The following is a 17,507-nucleotide window of genomic DNA, read 5'->3' as shown; positions in this document are numbered from 1 at the left end:
TTGAGCGCATCCGGTCGCACCGTTCTGTTCGTGCTGGGCGTCATGCTCGCCAGCCTGTCCGCCGCCATGTTTGCGCCGGCGATTGCGGACCTGCATGACGACGCCCAGGCGGCGCACGCCTTTTTCGGCGCGGGCGGGCTGGGTCTGGCTCTGGGCGGCATCATGACGTTGATGGGCCGAGGCGCCACCAAGGACTTGTCGGCGCGCGGCGCCATCCTTCTGACAGGCGGGGCGTGGATCGTGCTGTCGATCGCAGCCGCCATCCCGCTCAAGCTCTCAGGGCTTGATATCAGCTGGACGGATGCCCTGTTCGAGGCCACCTCCGGGATCACCACCACCGGCGCCACCGTGCTGACCGGCCTTCAGGACCTGCCCGCCGGGATCCTGCTCTGGCGCTCCATCCTGCAGTGGATTGGCGGCGTGGGGATCATCGTCACCGCCATGGCGATCTGGCCCTTGCTGGGCATTGGCGGCATGCAGCTTTTCCGCCTTGAAAGCTCGGACAAGTCTGAAAAGGCCCTGCCCCGCGCCGGACAGATCGCCGCTGCGGTCGGGATTGTCTATCTGGTGCTGACCTTCTTGTGCTTCATCGCCTATCTGGGCGCGGAGATGACGCCCTTTGAAGCCATCAACCACGCCATGACCACTGTGGCGACCGGCGGCTTTTCCACCCATGACAGCTCGATCGGCGCGTTTTCCGATGGCGGGGCGGACATCGTGGCGCTGGTTTTCATGGTGCTGGCGGGCCTGCCCTTCGTCCTGTTCCTGCGCGCTGCCCAGGGACGCCCGGACCTTCTGATCTTTGACCCGCAGGCGCGCGCCTTCCTGATGGTCGCCCTGACCGCCACGGTTCTGCTGACCATCTGGCTGGTGATCCATGACCCCCACGATCACACCCATCTCCCCGCCTGGCGCCTGGCGGCGGTGAATTCGGTCTCGGTGCTCACCGGCACGGGCTATGCGGTGACCGATTTCTGGCTCTGGGGCGGCGGGGCGGCCGGCATCTTCTTCGTCCTGATGTTCATTGGCGGCTGCGCGGGCTCTACCAGCTGTTCGGTGAAGATCTTCCGCTATCAGATCGCAGCTTCGGCGATGAACGCCTATATCGCGCAATACGCCCGCCCCAACGCGGTCAAGCCGATCCGCTATCGCAACCAGACCGTCCCGGACGAAACCGTGCGCTCGGTGCTGGGCTTTTTCTTCCTGTTCTTCCTGACCTTCGGGGTCAGCGCGTCGATCCTCAGCCTGATCGGGCTTGATCCGGTGACGGCGGTGACCGGCGCCGCCACGACGCTTGCGAATGTAGGCCCGGGGCTGGGCGACATTATCGGCCCGGCCGGCTCGTTTCAGGCCCTGCCCGCCCAGGCGAAATGGGTGATGACCGCGAATATGATCATCGGTCGGCTCGAGATCATGGTGATCTTCGTGCTGATGGCGCCTCGCTTCTGGCGCGGCTAGCCGTCCTTGAAGGCCTGAAGCACGTCATCCACGCTGCCGCGAATGACGATCCGGCCCTCGACCATGCCAATGGCCTTGTTGCACACCGTGCGCATCAGCTCGGGATTGTGGGTCGCCAGAACGACAATGCCGGCGCTTTCCACCATCTCGCCCATGCGCGCTTTCGCCTTGGACTGAAACGCAGCGTCACCGGCGCCCAGCCATTCGTCAAACAGCAGGATGTCAGCGTCAAAGGCGGTCGCGCATGCGAACTTCAACCGCATGGCCATGCCCTGTGAATAGGTGCGGATCGGCAGATCGAGGTAATCGCCCAGCCCGGTGAAGGCGGCGATATCATCAATCATCGCCTCGATCTCTTTATGGGATTTGCCCGCCACAATGCCCGCGATCCGGATGTTCTCATATCCGGTGTCATCCATGCTCATACCGAGGCCGATATTGAACATGGTGGCGATCTTGCCCTCCACCGCGACCGTGCCCGAGCGCGGCGGATAGATGCCTGCAATGGTGCGCAGGAGCGTGGTCTTGCCCGCACCATTGCGTCCAACAACGCCCAGCCGATCACCCGGCTTGAGAACGAGGGACAGCTTGCGCAGGGCGTGCACATTCAGATTGCCGCCTTCGCGCTCGATCAGCCCACCAGAGACGCGCTCCCCCTCCGGGGTCTGGTCAGGTCCCTTGCGGGACTTGACGCGACGCGCCGTGAAGGTGACGTCGACATTTCTCAGAATGACCCGGCTCATCTCATCACAACCAAAAGATCAGGCTTCTGCGGAAACGGGCGAAAGCGAAGAAGGTGCCAATCGAACCGATCACCGTAATCGTCAACACCACCCACCAGTGCATGCTCGAGATGGGATCTCCCAGCAAGGGATCACGGATGATCGCGATGTAATGGGTCAGCGGGTTGAAGTGCGCCACAGCCCCGCGATCGCCCAGGCTGTCGATCTCCCACAGGACGGGCGTCACGAAGAAGGCGAAGCGCATGATGGTGGAAATGATGTGCTGAAGGTCCCGGATGCGCGTGGTGATCAGACCGATCAGCAAGGTGCTCCAGACGGCGTTATAGATCAGCAGCAAGACGCCCGGGATGGCCCACAGGGCCTGCCAGGTCATCGGGTGGCGCAGATAGATCATCGCGATCACCACCGCGACGCCGGTCAGGATCAAATTGAAGACGTTCCGGAAGACCAGCTTGTACACAAACAAGGTCAAGGGCAGCCGCTGGGACTGAAGCCAGCCCTCCGCCGCCATGAAGACCGTGCTCGCCGAGGTGATGGACACCGAGGCGAACTGGAAGACCCAGAAGCCCAGCAGCAGATAGGCTGCAAACCAGTTGGCGTCGCTATCGCTGATCGCGCCGAAGAACCAGATCAGCGCCGCGCCGAAAACGAGAAAGGAGACAATGATCCAGATCGCGCCCAGCATGGAGCCGCGATAGAGCTGGTTCACTTCCTGCAGGCCCAGACGGACCCACAAGGGATGACGCCTCAGCCCCTCAACGATGTCGAACCAGGCATCCGCGACGGGATTGGAATCGGATCGGTAACGATAGGGCTCAGACACACGCAAACTCGTTATCAGCCAAGGCGTTTAACCCGAACGGACCGACAGCCTTATCGCGTGGCGATGTCTGATTGGCGAGGCTGTTCGGACCCGTTTCGCCGCTCTGGCGAAAGAGGGCGCATTGATGAACCCCAATGCGGCTGATGTCCACACCAAGCGTGCATCCCGGAGCGCTAAATCTCGTCTTCAAGTTCAGCCGCCCAGAACCGTTCTGACAAACGCCGCCTTGGCCTCACGGTAACGCGCCATTTCGCGTCCCCGATAGGCGCGCTTGAGCGCATTGTAGCGCGCCAGAAGCGATCGGTCCGCCAGCAAGGCGTCGCGGAAGTCCGTCAGACGGTCAAGCTCATCGCCCGTCACAACCAGCTGAACGCTGACATCAAGCGCATAGCCGGGAGCCTGAAAGACCGCGAAACCCTTGCGACGGGCGGTACGCGGATTGGGCTTGTGCGTCCGGTCGAGATAGTCGCGGGCCGCACTGAAATCGTCTTCGGGAACACGCACGGCGATGTCGAGGTCGCCAGTGGTTTCACAGCCCTCGATAGAGGTTGCGCCGACATGCTCGACTTCGGCCGAACGCGGAAGCTGGCGACCATGCTGACGCCGCCAGGTCTCGAACGCCGCCTGAGCCCGGCGACGCGCGTCGTCGGGATCGGGACTTAGCTGAAAGACCGCGGCGTCATCGCTCATCAATCATTCGCACTGGCTGCAGCGTCGATCTCGCCCGCGGTGAACTTCCACTCGCTCTTGCAGTATTCACAGGTCATCGCGATGGAGCCGTCATCCTTGGCCATGTGCTCGCGGTCGTCGGCCGGGAATCGGGCCAGCAATTCAGCCAGACGCTCCCGGTTGCACGTGCAATAGCGCAGGACTTCACGCTCAGCCTGCACCCGGACGCCATCCTCGTGGAACAGACGATAGAGCACGCGCCCCGCCGTCAGCTCGGGATCAATCAGCTCGTCATCCTCGACGGTGTTGAACAGCGCCAGCGCATGCTCGAAGTCAGCTGCGTCGGAAGGACGGCTGTCATCACCCGCCAGCTTCTGGATCAGCGCGCCGCCAGCGCGCCAGACCGTTTCACCGCCATCCAGTACTTGCTGGCCGACAGCCAGTCGCAAACGCGTCGGCACCTGCTCGGACTGGGCGAAATAATGCTCGGCGCTGGCGGCCAGGGTTTCACCCTCGATCGCAGTCACGCCCTGATAGCGCTCCATCCCCTCGCCGGGATCGATCGTCATGACGAAATGACCCTTGCCCAGAAGGTCGAGCGGACCTAACGGGCCATCCGCCTGGGCTTCAAGCGCCTGCACGCGATCAGCATCATACTTGGCATAGGCGCGCACGCCGCGGCCCGGCACGAAGTCCGCCACCACGAAACCGACCGCACCGCTGCCTTCAATGTTCTGGCCCTGAGAGCCCGGACCGCTAGCCTGAACGATCAGGCGGCCATCGAACTTCAGGGAATCCCCGATCAGAATGGCCACCAGGGCGCATTCACCCACCAGGCGGGACACGGAAGGGGGATAGTCGTGCGAGGACAGGATCTGATTGATCGTCTCACCGAGACGAACAAAGCGCCCTCGCACGCTTAACCCTTCAAGCTGGAACGTAAGAACGATGTTGTCGCCGGCGCCCAGTTCGTCGGGACCAGAAGTAGAAATGCTATCGGTCATACGTTCCGTCTCGTTCCGCTTGTCTGTTACTCAGGCTGCAGCTCGCCAAGCGCCTTGTCGAGGGCGCTGACTGCTTCACGCACATGATCTTCGGTGATGATCAGCGGCGGAGCCATACGAGCAACATTGTCTCCGGCCGCGCCCATGAGAAGATGGTGATCGCGCGCCTTGCCGACAAGCGTACGGTTGCCATAGGCGTCCTTGAGCTTCAGTCCGATCAGCAGTCCACGGCCCCGCAGCTCTTCAACCTTGTCGGAATGTGCATCCACAAGACCTGACAGCGCCTGACGCAGCTTGTTGGAGATCGCATTGACCTCATCCATGAAACCCGGGCGCGAAATCTCGTCATAGACGACATTGCCGACCGCCATGGCCAGCGGGTTGCCGCCGAAGGTCGATCCGTGCGTGCCCATCACCATGTGTGCGCCCGCCGCTTCGGTGGTCAGGCAGGCGCCCATGGGGAAGCCGCCGCCGACACCCTTGGCCACAGCCATAATGTCCGGCTTGGCGTTCTCGGCCCATTCATGCGCCCAGACCTTACCGGTCCGGCCTGCGCCGCACTGCACTTCGTCATAGATCAGCAACATGCCGTGGGCGTCGCACAGCTCGCGCAGGCCCCGCAGGAAGGTATCGGGAACCGCACGAACGCCGCCCTCGCCCTGAACCGGCTCGATCAGGATGGCGGCGGTTTCTTCGGTCACGGCCGCTTTCACCGCTTCAAAGTCACCGAATTCGACCTGGTCGAACCCTTCCATCGCCGGGCCGAAGCCCTCGAGATATTTCGGATTGCCGCCCGCATTGATGCCGCCATAGGTCCGACCGTGGAACGCGCCGGTGAAGGTGATGATGCGATACTTGTCGGGGCGGCCATTGGCGAAATGATAGTGCCGCGCCGATTTCAGTGCGCATTCGATCGCCTCGGTGCCGGAGTTGGTGAAGAACACCCGGTCCGCAAAGCTGTCACGGCAATACTTGTCCGCCAGCTCCAGCTGCCCCGGCACGCGGAACATGTTGGAGGTGTGCCACAGCTTTTCGGACTGCTCCTTGAGCGCCGCCACGGCTTTGGGGTGGCAATGGCCCAGCGCATTCACGGCGATGCCGGAGATGAAGTCGAGATATTTCTCGCCGCTCTTCTCGATCAGATAAGCGCCTTCGCCACGCTCGAAATCGAGATTGGGCGGCGAATAGGTGTCCATCAACGGCTTCGGCATGAAAGGCTCCCTGGGTGGAAAGGGGATAAGAAAACTATGAGTGGGTGATCTAGGACCAGACGCGTCAGCTCTTCAAGCGCCAGCCTGAGCGCAGAAGCAGGTAGGACGCGACCAGAAGCGCGGCATTGATCGCCAGAACAACAAGCCCGCCGATCAGAAGCGGACTGTCATGCGCCCCGATAAAGCCATAGCGGAAGCCGTCGATCATGAAGAAGACCGGGTTCACATGGCTGATCGTGTAGAACGGCTCGGGCAGGATCTCGACCGAGTAGAAGGTGCCCGACAGGAAGGCCAGCGGCATGATGATGAAGTTGGTGATGACCGCCAGATGGTCGAACTTCTCCGCCCACAGCCCCGCAATCAGCCCGATCATCGACATCATCGCCGCCGCCGACAGGCCGAAATAAAGCATCGCCCACAAATGGCTGATGGAGACGTCCACGAAAGGCGCCACCGCCAGCGCCGTGGCTGCGCCGACAATCACGCCGCGCGTCACCGCCCCGCCGATAAAGGCGGCGGCGAGCTCGCCTGGCGAGAGCGGCGGCATCAGGAAGTCAACCGTATTGCCCTGCACCTTCGCGACGATCAGCGAGGAGGACGAGTTCGCGAAGCTGTTGTTGAGCATGCCCAGCATGATCAGGCCCGGCGCGACGAAGGCGGTGAAATCCACGCCCATCACCTCGCCCCGGCGCGATCCGATCGCGAGCGAAAACACGATCATGTACAGCAAGGTGGTCGCCACCGGCGCCAGTACGGTCTGGAAGCTCACCTTCAGGAAGCGGCGCACCTCCTTCTTGTACAGGGTCCACAGACCCAGCCAGTTCACCGCCCCCAGAGGCCTGGGCTGGGGGATATCCGAAACAGCTGTGGATTGCGGCGCCGAGGCGGCTTGATCTGACATGAGCGACTCCCCTTAAGGCTCTGTACGCGCATCTAGCACGCCGGTCGCGGCCTGTTGAGGCCATGCAATGCGTAAGAAGTTATCCACGGGCGATTCGAGTCGGCATCTTGTGCCTAGCGCCTCAGCAGATACTGTATCTCGTGTTCACACCCAAGATATAGGGCAACGCAATGACCCTATCACTAGGTGTAGGATATGTGGATGAGCTTAATTGGGCGAGGAGCGCACCGCCATGGCGTGGACCGAAGACCGTGTGGAAACCCTGAAAAAGCTGTGGGCCGATGGCCTGAGCGCCAGCCAGATCGCCAAGCAGCTTGGCGGGGTCACCCGTAACGCCGTGATCGGCAAAGTGCACCGCCTGGGCCTGTCCGGCCGCGCTGCGCCCTCGCGTCCGGCCCGTCGTCCGGCGCCGCGCCCCGCGCCCCGTCCGGCTGCAGCCAAACCCGCAGTCGCCAAGGCTGCCGCACCGCAGGCGGCGCCTGCAAAACCCAAGGCCGTCATTGCAGAAGCCAAATCTGCGCCGCTGACCGCGCCGAAGGATGCGGCCAAGCTGCCGAACGGCGAATACGCCACCGTGCTGACCCTGCGCGAAGGCATGTGCAAATGGCCGATCGGCGATCCGACCGATACCGAATTCCGCTTTTGCGGCCGCCATTCCGGCGTCGGCAACGCCTATTGCGAAGCCCACGCCCAGCTGGCCTACCAGCCGCAAGCCAAGCGCAAGCGCAAACCCGGCGATGACGCCAAGGCCGTGCTGGACAGCCTGCAAGCGGCCCGCCGCGTGAACTTCTAGTCGGGGATCAAACCTGACAGACAAAAGCCCCGGTCACCGGCCGGGGCTTTTTTCATGGCGTGAGCTCGTATCTCAGAAAGCGTTGGCCGGCATAGTCGTCCTCACCCACAAAGACCGCGCCATAGCGCGTCAGGGCGGAGAGGTGCTTGCGGGACGGCGCCAGCAGGAGGCTGATCCGCTCGATCCGGTCATCCTTGCGGGCAAAGTCGAGCGCCTTGAGGAAGACCTGACGCCCCAGGCCGAATGCATCCGCGGTCAGCACCAGGCCGAAATCCCAGACCTCGCCCTCTTTCTCGAACCCGCCCCAGCCCACATAGCGCTGCCCTGAATAGATCGCCCAATGGCCCAGACCGTCTTCCAGCCAGCGCTGTTGCTTGGCGCTCTGGAAGGCGCGCGCCTCATCAATGCCCCAGCGCTCTGTCAGCAAGGGCAGATGCGCCGCCACACGCGGATCATTCATATGCGCGACGAGTGCGTCAGGCGGGACTGCGCCAAGATCGGCAAACCGGAGTAATGAGGCATCGCGTTCAATCATGGCCCTATTTTATAGAGCCAAGACGCCGCCGCCCAATCACGAGCTGGTGACACGAATAACCCCGGCAGGTCTGACCCGCCGGGGTTTTCATCAACCAGACTGAAGGCCGGATTTACTCCGCCGGGGTCGCCCCCGCGGTCATCGCGCGCTTCATCATCATATTGTCGAAGTTTGACCAGACGCCCGCATCGCCATGCCAGTCGCCCTGGGTTGCGCCCTTGGAATACTCGGTGGCGCGCGCCTCGAAGAAGTTGGCGTGCTCGACCCCGTTCAGGATCTCGGTCAGCCACGGAATCGGGTGCTCTTCCACGCCATAGATGGTCGGCAACTTGAGCTGCTTCATGCGCCAGTCGGCGATGTAGCGAATGTAGTTCTTGATGTCCTCGGGCGTCATGCCTTCGACTTCACCGGCCTCGAACGCCAGCTCGATGAACTTGTCCTCAAGGCTGACCACCGTCTTGCAGCAATCGGCGATATCGTCCTTCACGCCCTTGGTCAGCGCGCCGGTTTCTTCGGCGAAGGTGTGGAACAGCTTCATCATGCCTTCGCAGTGCAGCGACTCATCGCGCACCGACCAGGACACGATCTGCCCCATGCCCTTCATCTTGTTGAAGCGCGGAAAGTTCATCAGCATCGCAAAGCTGGCGAACAACTGCAGGCCTTCAGTGAAACCACCAAACACCGCCATCGAGGTCAGGATGTCCTTGTCGGTCTCACAGCCGAACTTGCCCAGATAGTCGTGCTTGGCCGCCATCTCCTCGTACTCCATGAAGGCGGAGAACTCGGTGTCGGGCATGCCGATGGTTTCCAGCAGCAGCGCGTAGGCAGCGATGTGGATCGTCTCCATGTTGGAGAAGGCGGCGAGCATCATGCGCACTTCAACCGGTTTGAAGAGCGGCATGTAGTTTTCCATGTAGTTCGCGCCGACTTCCACATCCGACTGGGTGAAGAAGCGGAAGATCTGCGTCAGCAGATTGCGCTCCTTGTCGGTCAGCTTGGTCGCCCAGTCCTTGCAGTCCTCGCCCAGCGGTACTTCTTCGGGCAGCCAGTGAACCTGGGACTGGATCTTCCAGAAATCATACGCCCACGGATAGCGGAACGGCTTGTAGGTCAGGCTGGGAGTCAAAAGGCCCGGACGGTCTACGATGACGGATTTCATGGCGATTCTTTCTCGGCTCTGCGCGTTCTGTTCGAAGGGCTTGGCGCGCGTCTGACACGACAGATAGCGCCTCAGCCCCTCAGGTCCACTAGATATTGTGTCGCAATGAGTCTGGTTTCCAGTGTATTAATCCGGTTTTCCACGAAGGAAGAAACTTGACCCCGGCGCGACTCAAACAGCCCCGACGCTAGAAGGCGCGCGACACAGAGATCGCGCCAAAACGCTGCGGACCATTCTGGGTCTCATACTGCTCGCTGCGCACCACATAGGTAAAGGCCAGCCGGTAGTGATTGAGGTGAATGGCCGCGCCTGCCTGCACATCGCCAACCCAGACATTTCGGTCTACCGAGCGTGAGTCGCGGAACGTATTGCCGTCCAGAAAGACATCCCGCGCCACGGCATAGCCGCCCACGCCCGCGAAGACATAGGCGGCTATATGTTGTGTCGGCGTGTACAGACTCGACGGGGCCAGAGCCGGGCGAAGACGGGGCGGCGCAAAGGCATCCTGAAGGTCTGTGCCGAATCGGACCGTCGCCCCTGCGGACAGGTCCGTTCGCAGCGTGCCCAGGGTCATCCCCGCATGGCCCATGATGTCAGCAGTATACTGACCGATCCGCCATTGATGGATTCGCTCGGTGCGCTGACCTGAAATCGCGAAAACCAGCTCGTCATGCAGCTGGGTGTCCCAGCCTCGCGGTTCCTGTCCGTCGATCATCTGGTGCCAGGTGCGCTGAATGAACTCGCCCTGGGCGCTCGGACCTATCAGTCCCACATCCACGAGGATGGTGTGTTCGCTATTGGGTGTCCGTGCTGAAGCGAACCAGTTCAGGCTCAGATGCGCCGCATAGGGGTGGTCGTCAAACGGCGGATTCTCAAGTGTGATATCGCTGGCGGTGTAGAGCGTGTGGCCCAGCGCAAAGCCCTGCCGAACGCGTGCGCCCTTGAGATTGACGAAGGGCTGGGTGCGAGCCGCCTGTGTCAGCCAACGGCTCACCTCGTCTTCAGGCGCCACCCATTCCAGGCGTACGCCGTTCGTATAGTGCCGGTCCGTGCCTCCGAAGAGATCGTTCTCCACCACAAGGGTCAGGACGCCGCCATCCTCGGGCTGCGCCTCCACCGGATGATCGCGCGCCTCGGCGCGCGGCACGTTCACGCACATCAGGGCCGCCGCTCCGAGAAGCGCGAACATTCGTCTCATGATCACTTGCAACCCTTCCGCCGCGCTGAAGGCGCAGCGTTCTCAGCTTATCGACGCAACGTCAATGAGAACGCAGCAAACCCTTCAGAGGTTTCCCAGGATTCATTGGGAAGCGCATAGCGGGTTTCACGCTGGATATAGGCGAAGGAGATGTCCGCGCCGCCAAAGCGAGCGGCGATGCCGGCCTGTGCATCACCCACAGTCGCGTACGGGCCCATGGCGAGGGCGTTGCGCATGTCGAAACCGGCGCCCGGATCATACATCAGCGCTTGTTGATCCGCCCCGGCGAAGAACCACCAGGCCGGACGATCCTCGCCAAAGCCTTCATCCAGATACTGGCCAAGGCGCACGGTCGCCCCGGCTTCCGCCGCGGGACCATTCTGACCGATTGAGACCCCGGCGCGCGGCGCAACACTCACGTCAAGACCATCCGGTCCGCCATGGGAATCAAAGGCGTTCTCATAGCGTAGCGTCATCCGGCGTGCGGACCGCCCCGCCGGGTCGAGAGTGCTGCCTGCAATATCAGCATAGGAGTCTGACAGGGCCGACAGCGCTGCATCCGGCGCGCGTCCATCAAACAGGGATACGGAGATCCGACCGCCAGACGGCGTTTCAACCAGGGTGGCGCCCGCCTGATAGAAAGCCGAGAAGCCTTCCATGGCGGCGCTGTCAGAGCGCACGCTGAGCGCAACACCAGCCAGGCGCGCGGCATCAGGAAGCGATGAGGCCGAATCAGAGCCGATGAAATCGATATAGCTCGGAGAGCGCCCCAGAACCTGGGAAGCCGTGAAATCGGAGCGCGTCGACACGATACGGTTGGACGGCAGCTCGGCCTGCAGGGGCCCCAGAATCATTGCGCGCGTCTCTTGAGACGCCTGATTTTGCTGGGCGATAGAACGCTCGCACGGACCGAAAAGCACCACCACGCCCGCTGCAGCAAACAGCGCAGCAAGAGCGCTGGCGCTCTGGCTCACTCTCATTGCTTTGCTTTCGTACGGCGTGGTCATACCGGTCCCCATCGGCTTCAACCTGCAATATGGAAATCATACCATGAACAATGGCTATTCTTTGATCAAGGAGCCTTCTTTAAGGTTAACAGACCCTAAAAGCAATTAGGCCTTTGGATTCATTGAGTTGAATACAGAAAACCCCGGCACAGGGCCGGGGTTTTCCATTTATTCGAAAAAATTTTCGCCTATTGGCAGGCCAGACACTCGTCATAATCCTTGGGCGCAGCATCGCTGAGCGACTTGGCCATCTCGTCCTTCTCGCCCGAACCGGCATAAGCCGCGCGCTGCACCGATTTCGAGCGGCAATAGTACAGGGATTTGACGCCCTTTTCCCATGCCGACCAGTGCAGCATGTGCAGGTCCCATTTGTTCACGTCACCCGGCAGGAACAGGTTCAGCGACTGCGCCTGGCAGATATAGGGCGAACGGTCCGCAGCGTGCTCGATGACCCAGCGCTGATCCAGTTCGAAGGCGGTCTTGAAGACGTCCTTCTCCAGTTCATCGAGGCAATCCAGATGCTGCACTGAACCTTCGTGCTCGAGGATGGACGCCCACACCGCCGGGGTGTTCTTGCCCTTCTCCTCAAGAACCTGCTCAAGATACGGGTTCTTCACGGTGAAGGAGCCTGACAGGGTCTTGTGCGTATAGACATTGGCCGGGATCGGCTCGATACCCGCAGACGTGCCGCCGCAGATGATGGAGATCGACGCGGTAGGCGCAATCGCCAGCTTGTGAGAGAAGCGCGCTTTCACGCCGTTCTCGGCCGCATCCGGGCAAGCGCCGCGTTCTTCGGCCAGCTTGACCGAAGCTTTGTCCGCGCCCTGGCGGATATGCTGGAACATGCGCTTGTTCCAGGACTGGGCCATGGCGGATTCAAACGGCACATTCATCTTCTGCAGGAAGGAGTGATAGCCCATCAGGCCCAGCCCGACCGACCGCTCCCGCGCAGCGGAATATTTCGCGCGCTCCATTTCATCCGGCGCACGCTCGATGAAGTCCTGCAGGATATTGTCGAGGAAACGGAAGATGTCTTCCAGGAAGCGCTCGTCATCCTTCCACTCAAGGAACTTCTCGGCGTTCAGAGAGGACAGGCAGCACACGGCAGTCCGGTCATTGCCCAGATGATCGATGCCGGTCGGCAGGGTGATTTCCGAGCACAGATTGGACTGGCGCACTTTCAGGCCCAGCTTGCGCTGGTGAGCGGGCAGATTGTTGTTCACCGTGTCGGAGAACAGGATGTAGGGCTCGCCGGTCTGCAGACGGACCTCAAGGATCTTCTGCCACAGCTTGCGGGCATTGACCGTTTTCACCACTTCGCCGGATCGCGGGGAGATCAGTTCGAACTCCTCATCCTTGGCGACGGCCTCCATGAACGCGTCAGAGACGTTGAGGCCGTGGTGAAGGTTGAGGCTCTTGCGGTTGAAGTCGCCCGACGGTTTGCGGATCTCGAGGAATTCCTCGATTTCCGGGTGGTGGATGTCGAGATACACAGCCGCAGAGCCGCGACGCAGCGACCCCTGAGAGATCGCCAGCGTCAGCGAATCCATCACGCGGATGAACGGAATGATGCCGGAGGTCTGGCCGTTCTGACCGACTTTCTCGCCGATCGAGCGCACGCTGCCCCAATAGGTGCCGATGCCGCCGCCATTGGACGCCAGCCAGACATTTTCGGTCCAGGTCGAGACGATGTCGCCCAGCGAATCGTCCACCGAGTTCAGGAAGCAGGAAATGGGCAGGCCGCGATCTGCGCCGCCATTGGACAGGACGGGCGTCGCCGGCATGAACCACAGATTGGACATGTAGTCATAAAGGCGCTGCGCATGATCCAGATCGTCGGCGTAAGCCGTCGAAACGCGCGCAAACATGTCCTGATAGGATTCGCCGGGGAGCAGATAACGGTCGACCAGGGTCTTCTTGCCGAAATCGGTCAGAAGCGCATCCCGGGACGGGTCCGTCTTAACCTTATCAACCAGACGAAGCTGAACAGCCTTGGGCTTACCGCGCAGGGCAGAAGCGGACTCCTGTGCGCGGGCTCCGGTAGCGTGGGCTTGGTCGAAAGGCGTCATCTCTACCCGCTCCAATTGGCGTCGCGCGTTATGCCTGCGAGAGGCCGTTTTCCCGCGCGCTGCTTAAGAAAAACCTATACATGGTGTGCGGCTTCCCCCGGAAACCGCTACATATAGTGCTTGGGTCCCTACTGACCGTCAACGGGTCAAACCGGTCCCCAGCCGCTTTTTTCGTAAACAAAGTCCTACCAGAAAACGCTCCGGGCCCGGACTCGTTAAGGAGTCCGGGCCCGGGGATAAATGCGGTTTCTTGTGGATATCTGATGCGGGCCGCAAAGCCCGCAATCAGCGTCGGGTTAACCCAGAGACAGAAGCTCGGGGTCTCCGCCTTGCGCAGCCACGTTGATGGTCACCGTGTGCTCGGTCGCGAAGCGGTAGATATAATGCGGACCGCCCGCCTTCGGACCAGTGCCGGACAGGCCCTCGCCGCCGAACGGCTGCACGCCGACGACCGCGCCGGTGATGTTGCGATTCACATAGCAATTGCCCGCAGGCACCGCCGCACGAACCATATCCGCGAATCGATCCAGACGGCTGTGAACCCCGAGGGTCAGGCCGTAGCCCTTGTCCGCGAGTTGCCGGGCGACCTTCAGAAGGTCAGCGCGCTTGTAGCGCATGACATGCATGATCGGCCCGAACTTCTCTTCGGTGAGCTGATCGAGCGAGCTGATCTCCACCAGCGTCGGTGCGAAGTATTCGCCCTTGGCCGCCATCTCGGCGCTCAGCGGCACCCGGTGCAGAACCTTGGCCTTGGATTCCATCTCCGCGACATGGTCTTCCAGCATTTGACGCGCTTCCGCGTCGATCACCGGACCAATATCGGTCGAGGCATCTGACGGATCGCCCAGGGTCAACATGTCCATCGCGCCCTTGAGCCCCTTGATCAGCAAATCGCCAATCTCCTCGGGAATCAGCAGGACGCGCAGCGCCGAGCACCGCTGGCCCGCAGACCCGAAGGCGGAGTTGATCGCGTCATCGATCACCTGCTCATGCAGGGCCGAAGTGTCCACGAACATGCCGTTCAGCCCGCCCGTCTCTGCAATCAGCGGCACAATGGGGCCATCTTTGGCCGCCAGCGTGCGGTTGATGATGCGCGCGACTTCGGTGGAGCCGGTAAAGGCCACGCCATCCACGCCGGGCAGCTCAGACAGCGCGCCGCCAATCTTGCCGTCACCGGGCAAGAGGTGGAGCACATCCTTGGGCAGGCCCGCCTCAAGATAGATCTTCACCGCTTCAAACGCGATCAGCGGGCTCTGCTCGGCCGGCTTGGCGAGCACGGCGTTGCCCGCGGCCAGCGCCGCAGCCACCTGGCCGGTGAAAATCGCCAGCGGGAAGTTCCACGGGCTGATGCAGACGAAGACGCCGCGACCGCCCAGACCCAGATGGTTGGTCTCCCCGGCCGGGCCGGGCAAGCGCACCGGATCGCCGAACTTGGTTTCAGCCTCAACCGCGTAATAGCGCAGGAAGTCGACGGCCTCTCGCACTTCGGCGATGCCGTCAGGCAAGGTCTTGCCGGTCTCACGCGCCATCAGCGACATCAGCCGGTCGGTATTGGCTTCCAGAGCGTCCGCCATATCACGCAGGATTTTCGCCCGCGCCGGTCCGCCCTTGGCGTTCCAGGCCCTCTGAGCCTCCTTGGCGATGTCATAGGCGGTCTTCACATCGTCTTTCGTCGCTTCGTGAAGCGTGGCGACGGTGAAATCCTTGTCCGCCGGGCTCACCATCGGCTGGCCATCCGCCGTACGGGCGTCACCATTGATGATCGGTCCGCAGGCATAGGGCGCGCCGTCATCAAAGGCCTGCTGGGCCTCCGCCAGACGTTGGCGCACCTTGGCCTGGGTCAGGTCCATGCCCCTGGAGTTCAGACGGTCCGGGCCATAGAGCTTGGACGGGATAGAGATGAAGGGGTGACGATCAAGCGTCGCCGCCGCCTTGAACGGTCCGCTGGCCACGTCTGCGGCAGGCACATCTTCATCAAGGAACGCATGCACGAACGAGGTGTTCGCGCCGTTCTCCAGCAGACGCCGCACCAGATAGGGCAGCAGATCCTGGTGGCTGCCCACCGGGGCGTAGACCCGCACAGCGCCGAGATCGGCATAGGTTTGAGCGGCGGCTGCATAAAGCGGTTCGCCCATGCCGTGCAGACGCTGGAATTCATAAGGCGGATTGCCCGTCTCGGCTGCGATCTGACGCACGGCGCACAGGGTGTGCGCGTTATGGGTCGCAAATTGCGGGAAGACGGCGTCCGGCGCGGCCAGCAGCTTGCGGGCGCAGGCCAGATAGTTGAGGTCGGTCGCCGGCTTGGTCGTCCACACCGGGAAATCGGTCTGGCCGTTCATCTGGGCGAACTTGATCTCGGTATCCCAATAGGCGCCCTTCACCAGACGCACCATGAAGCGACGGCCCGTTTCCTGACCCAGCTCGATCAGCTTTTCGAGCACGCTCATGGCGCGCTTCTGATAGGCCTGGATCACAATGCCAAGACCATCCCATCCCGCCAGCGAAGGCTCGCGCGCCAGACGATCAAAGATCTTGAGCTGGATAACGAGACGGTCGCTCTCTTCCGCGTCGAGGCTGAAGCCGATATCGGCGTCCTTGGCCATTTGCGCCAGTTCCAGCGCGCGCGGATACAACTCGTCCATCACCTGCGCCTGACGCACAGCCTGATAGCGGGGATGCAGAGCCGTAAGCTTGACGCTGACCCCGTCCACATTCTCGACCGAACCGTCCTGGCGCTTTTCAGCGACAACGCGAATGGCGTGGCGATACTTGTCCAGATACCGCTTGGCGTCTTCTTCCGTGCGCGCGCCCTCGCCCAGCATGTCAAAGCTGAAAAGCGGCTTCACCTTGCCATAGGTCTTCCAGCCGCGACCGCGCTTGATGGCGCCTTCGATATCGCGGCCCAGAACGAATTGCTCGCCCAGAATACGCATGGCGCGTTTGACTGCAGCGCGGATGACCGGCTCGCCCATGCGGCCCGCCATCTGCTTGAAGTACTCGCCGGGATTCTTTTCGGCGCGCGAATCCACCTTCAGGATCGAGCCGGTCATCATCAGGCCCAGAGTGGAGGCGTTGACCAGCCAGTTATCGGATTTCCAGGCGTGCTCGACCCAGGAGCCCGAACCGATCTTCTCGGCGATCAGGTCATCCGCCGTGTCCGCATCGGGAACGCGCAACAAGGCTTCCGCCAGGCACATCAGCGCCAGGCCTTCCTTGTTGCTCAGGCCGAATTCCTGAAGGAAGCTTTCCATCAGGCCGCCGCCATGGCGCGTCTCGCGCGCTTGCTCAACAAGCTTGATCGCGGCGTCGCTGGCTGCCTGGCGCCCTTCCGGGCTCAAGCCAACCGCGGCTTCCAGTTTTCGGGCCGCCTGGCGTTCGTCGGCGAATTTCTCGCCGTCCAGTGCATCCCAATCGATAGATACGTCTGTCCAATCGCGCATGGTCCAAAGCCTCTCGAACCCAGAGCGGCCGGCGCATCCGGCCCTGTTGCCGCGGACAATGCTTGCTGAAGCCATAGAATTCAACCCCGGCTATTCAGCATCAGTACAAGTCCGCACAGCTTCGCATTGCAGCATAACTGCATAGATTTTATTTTGAGCTGAAAATATCTAAATTGTTTTCAGCATATTCAAACATAGATCGACTCATGTCAGCACCCTTTAAACTTTACTTCACCGCAGATTTTAATTTCAGCAATCGCAACCGGGGCAGATTTCCGAGGCGAAATTTTCTATTTCGGCCAACATGAAAGTCTTTGTATAGATCGCAAAATCTATTGCGTTCGACACATACTCGCGTTGGATATCACGCATGCTGCGCGGGATATCTGCAAAGTCTGGTTTTCGGTAAAGCGCCTGCCTGCAAACAGGTCCTTCACTGATGATTGCCTCCGTAACCTCTGTTGCGCTGTGGCAGCGCAGACAAAGCTTGCACATTT

General features: G+C 61.5%; 14 protein-coding genes. 2 read left to right on the top strand and 12 right to left on the bottom strand.

Features of this window, described 5'->3' with window-relative positions; genetic code table 11:
• Positions 1–1,458, top strand: a complete 1,458-nt coding sequence (locus tag ACFELO_RS02650; RefSeq protein ID WP_440959025.1) for a TrkH family potassium uptake protein — start codon at positions 1–3, stop codon at positions 1,456–1,458.
• On the opposite strand, the gene ACFELO_RS02645 is transcribed toward ACFELO_RS02650, so the two are convergent.
• The 6 genes from ACFELO_RS02645 to ACFELO_RS02620 form a co-directional block, all read right to left on the bottom strand.
• Positions 1,455–2,201: an ABC transporter ATP-binding protein gene (locus ACFELO_RS02645; RefSeq protein ID WP_440959024.1), complete on the bottom strand. Its 747-nt coding sequence runs from the start codon at positions 2,199–2,201 to the stop codon at positions 1,455–1,457. The genes ACFELO_RS02650 and ACFELO_RS02645 overlap by 4 nt on opposite strands.
• A 4-nt stretch (positions 2,202–2,205) precedes the next feature.
• Complete coding sequence (locus ACFELO_RS02640; RefSeq protein WP_440959023.1) at positions 2,206–3,024, bottom strand: ABC transporter permease; 819 nt, start codon at positions 3,022–3,024, stop codon at positions 2,206–2,208.
• A gap of 192 nt (positions 3,025–3,216) precedes the next feature.
• On the bottom strand, positions 3,217–3,714 hold the full coding sequence (locus tag ACFELO_RS02635; protein WP_440959022.1) for a GrpB family protein: 498 nt from the start codon (positions 3,712–3,714) through the stop codon (positions 3,217–3,219).
• On the bottom strand, positions 3,714–4,697 hold the full coding sequence (locus ACFELO_RS02630) for an Hsp33 family molecular chaperone (RefSeq protein WP_440959021.1): 984 nt from the start codon (positions 4,695–4,697) through the stop codon (positions 3,714–3,716). The genes ACFELO_RS02635 and ACFELO_RS02630 overlap by 1 nt, the downstream gene beginning before the upstream one ends.
• A 26-nt stretch (positions 4,698–4,723) precedes the next feature.
• Positions 4,724–5,908: an aspartate aminotransferase family protein gene (locus ACFELO_RS02625; protein WP_440959020.1), complete on the bottom strand. Its 1,185-nt coding sequence runs from the start codon at positions 5,906–5,908 to the stop codon at positions 4,724–4,726.
• A gap of 64 nt (positions 5,909–5,972) precedes the next feature.
• Positions 5,973–6,809: an ABC transporter permease gene (locus ACFELO_RS02620; RefSeq protein WP_440959019.1), complete on the bottom strand. Its 837-nt coding sequence runs from the start codon at positions 6,807–6,809 to the stop codon at positions 5,973–5,975.
• Between the two features lie 232 nt (positions 6,810–7,041).
• Between ACFELO_RS02620 and ACFELO_RS02615 the strand changes: the two genes are divergently transcribed.
• Entirely contained in the window at positions 7,042–7,602 is a 561-nt protein-coding gene (locus ACFELO_RS02615) for a GcrA family cell cycle regulator (protein ID WP_440959018.1), read from the top strand.
• 52 nt (positions 7,603–7,654) lie between these two features.
• On the opposite strand, the gene ACFELO_RS02610 is transcribed toward ACFELO_RS02615, so the two are convergent.
• From ACFELO_RS02610 to putA, 6 genes are all read right to left on the bottom strand, one after another.
• A complete protein-coding gene (locus ACFELO_RS02610) occupies positions 7,655–8,137 on the bottom strand; it encodes a GNAT family N-acetyltransferase (RefSeq protein WP_440959017.1) in 483 nt (160 codons plus the stop codon).
• A 112-nt stretch (positions 8,138–8,249) separates the two neighbouring features.
• Entirely contained in the window at positions 8,250–9,296 is a 1,047-nt protein-coding gene (locus tag ACFELO_RS02605; protein ID WP_440959016.1) for a ribonucleotide-diphosphate reductase subunit beta, read from the bottom strand.
• A gap of 187 nt (positions 9,297–9,483) precedes the next feature.
• Positions 9,484–10,494, bottom strand: a complete 1,011-nt coding sequence (locus ACFELO_RS02600) for a lipid A deacylase LpxR family protein (protein ID WP_440959015.1) — start codon at positions 10,492–10,494, stop codon at positions 9,484–9,486.
• 47 nt (positions 10,495–10,541) lie between these two features.
• A complete protein-coding gene (locus ACFELO_RS02595) occupies positions 10,542–11,501 on the bottom strand; it encodes a lipid A-modifier LpxR family protein (RefSeq protein WP_440959014.1) in 960 nt (319 codons plus the stop codon).
• A 188-nt stretch (positions 11,502–11,689) separates the two neighbouring features.
• A complete protein-coding gene (locus tag ACFELO_RS02590; protein WP_440959013.1) occupies positions 11,690–13,570 on the bottom strand; it encodes a ribonucleoside-diphosphate reductase subunit alpha in 1,881 nt (626 codons plus the stop codon).
• Positions 13,571–13,866: 296 nt separating this feature from the next.
• A complete protein-coding gene (gene putA, locus ACFELO_RS02585) occupies positions 13,867–17,010 on the bottom strand; it encodes a bifunctional proline dehydrogenase/L-glutamate gamma-semialdehyde dehydrogenase PutA (protein WP_440959012.1) in 3,144 nt (1,047 codons plus the stop codon).
• Positions 17,011–17,507 lie beyond the last annotated feature (497 nt).

Origin of the sequence: Oceanicaulis sp. LC35, from assembly GCF_052055585.1 — a bacterium.
Lineage (GTDB): Bacteria > Pseudomonadota > Alphaproteobacteria > Caulobacterales > Maricaulaceae > Oceanicaulis.
Note: the sequence above shows the minus strand (reverse complement) of the source record. Positions and strands in the feature narration are given on the sequence as shown.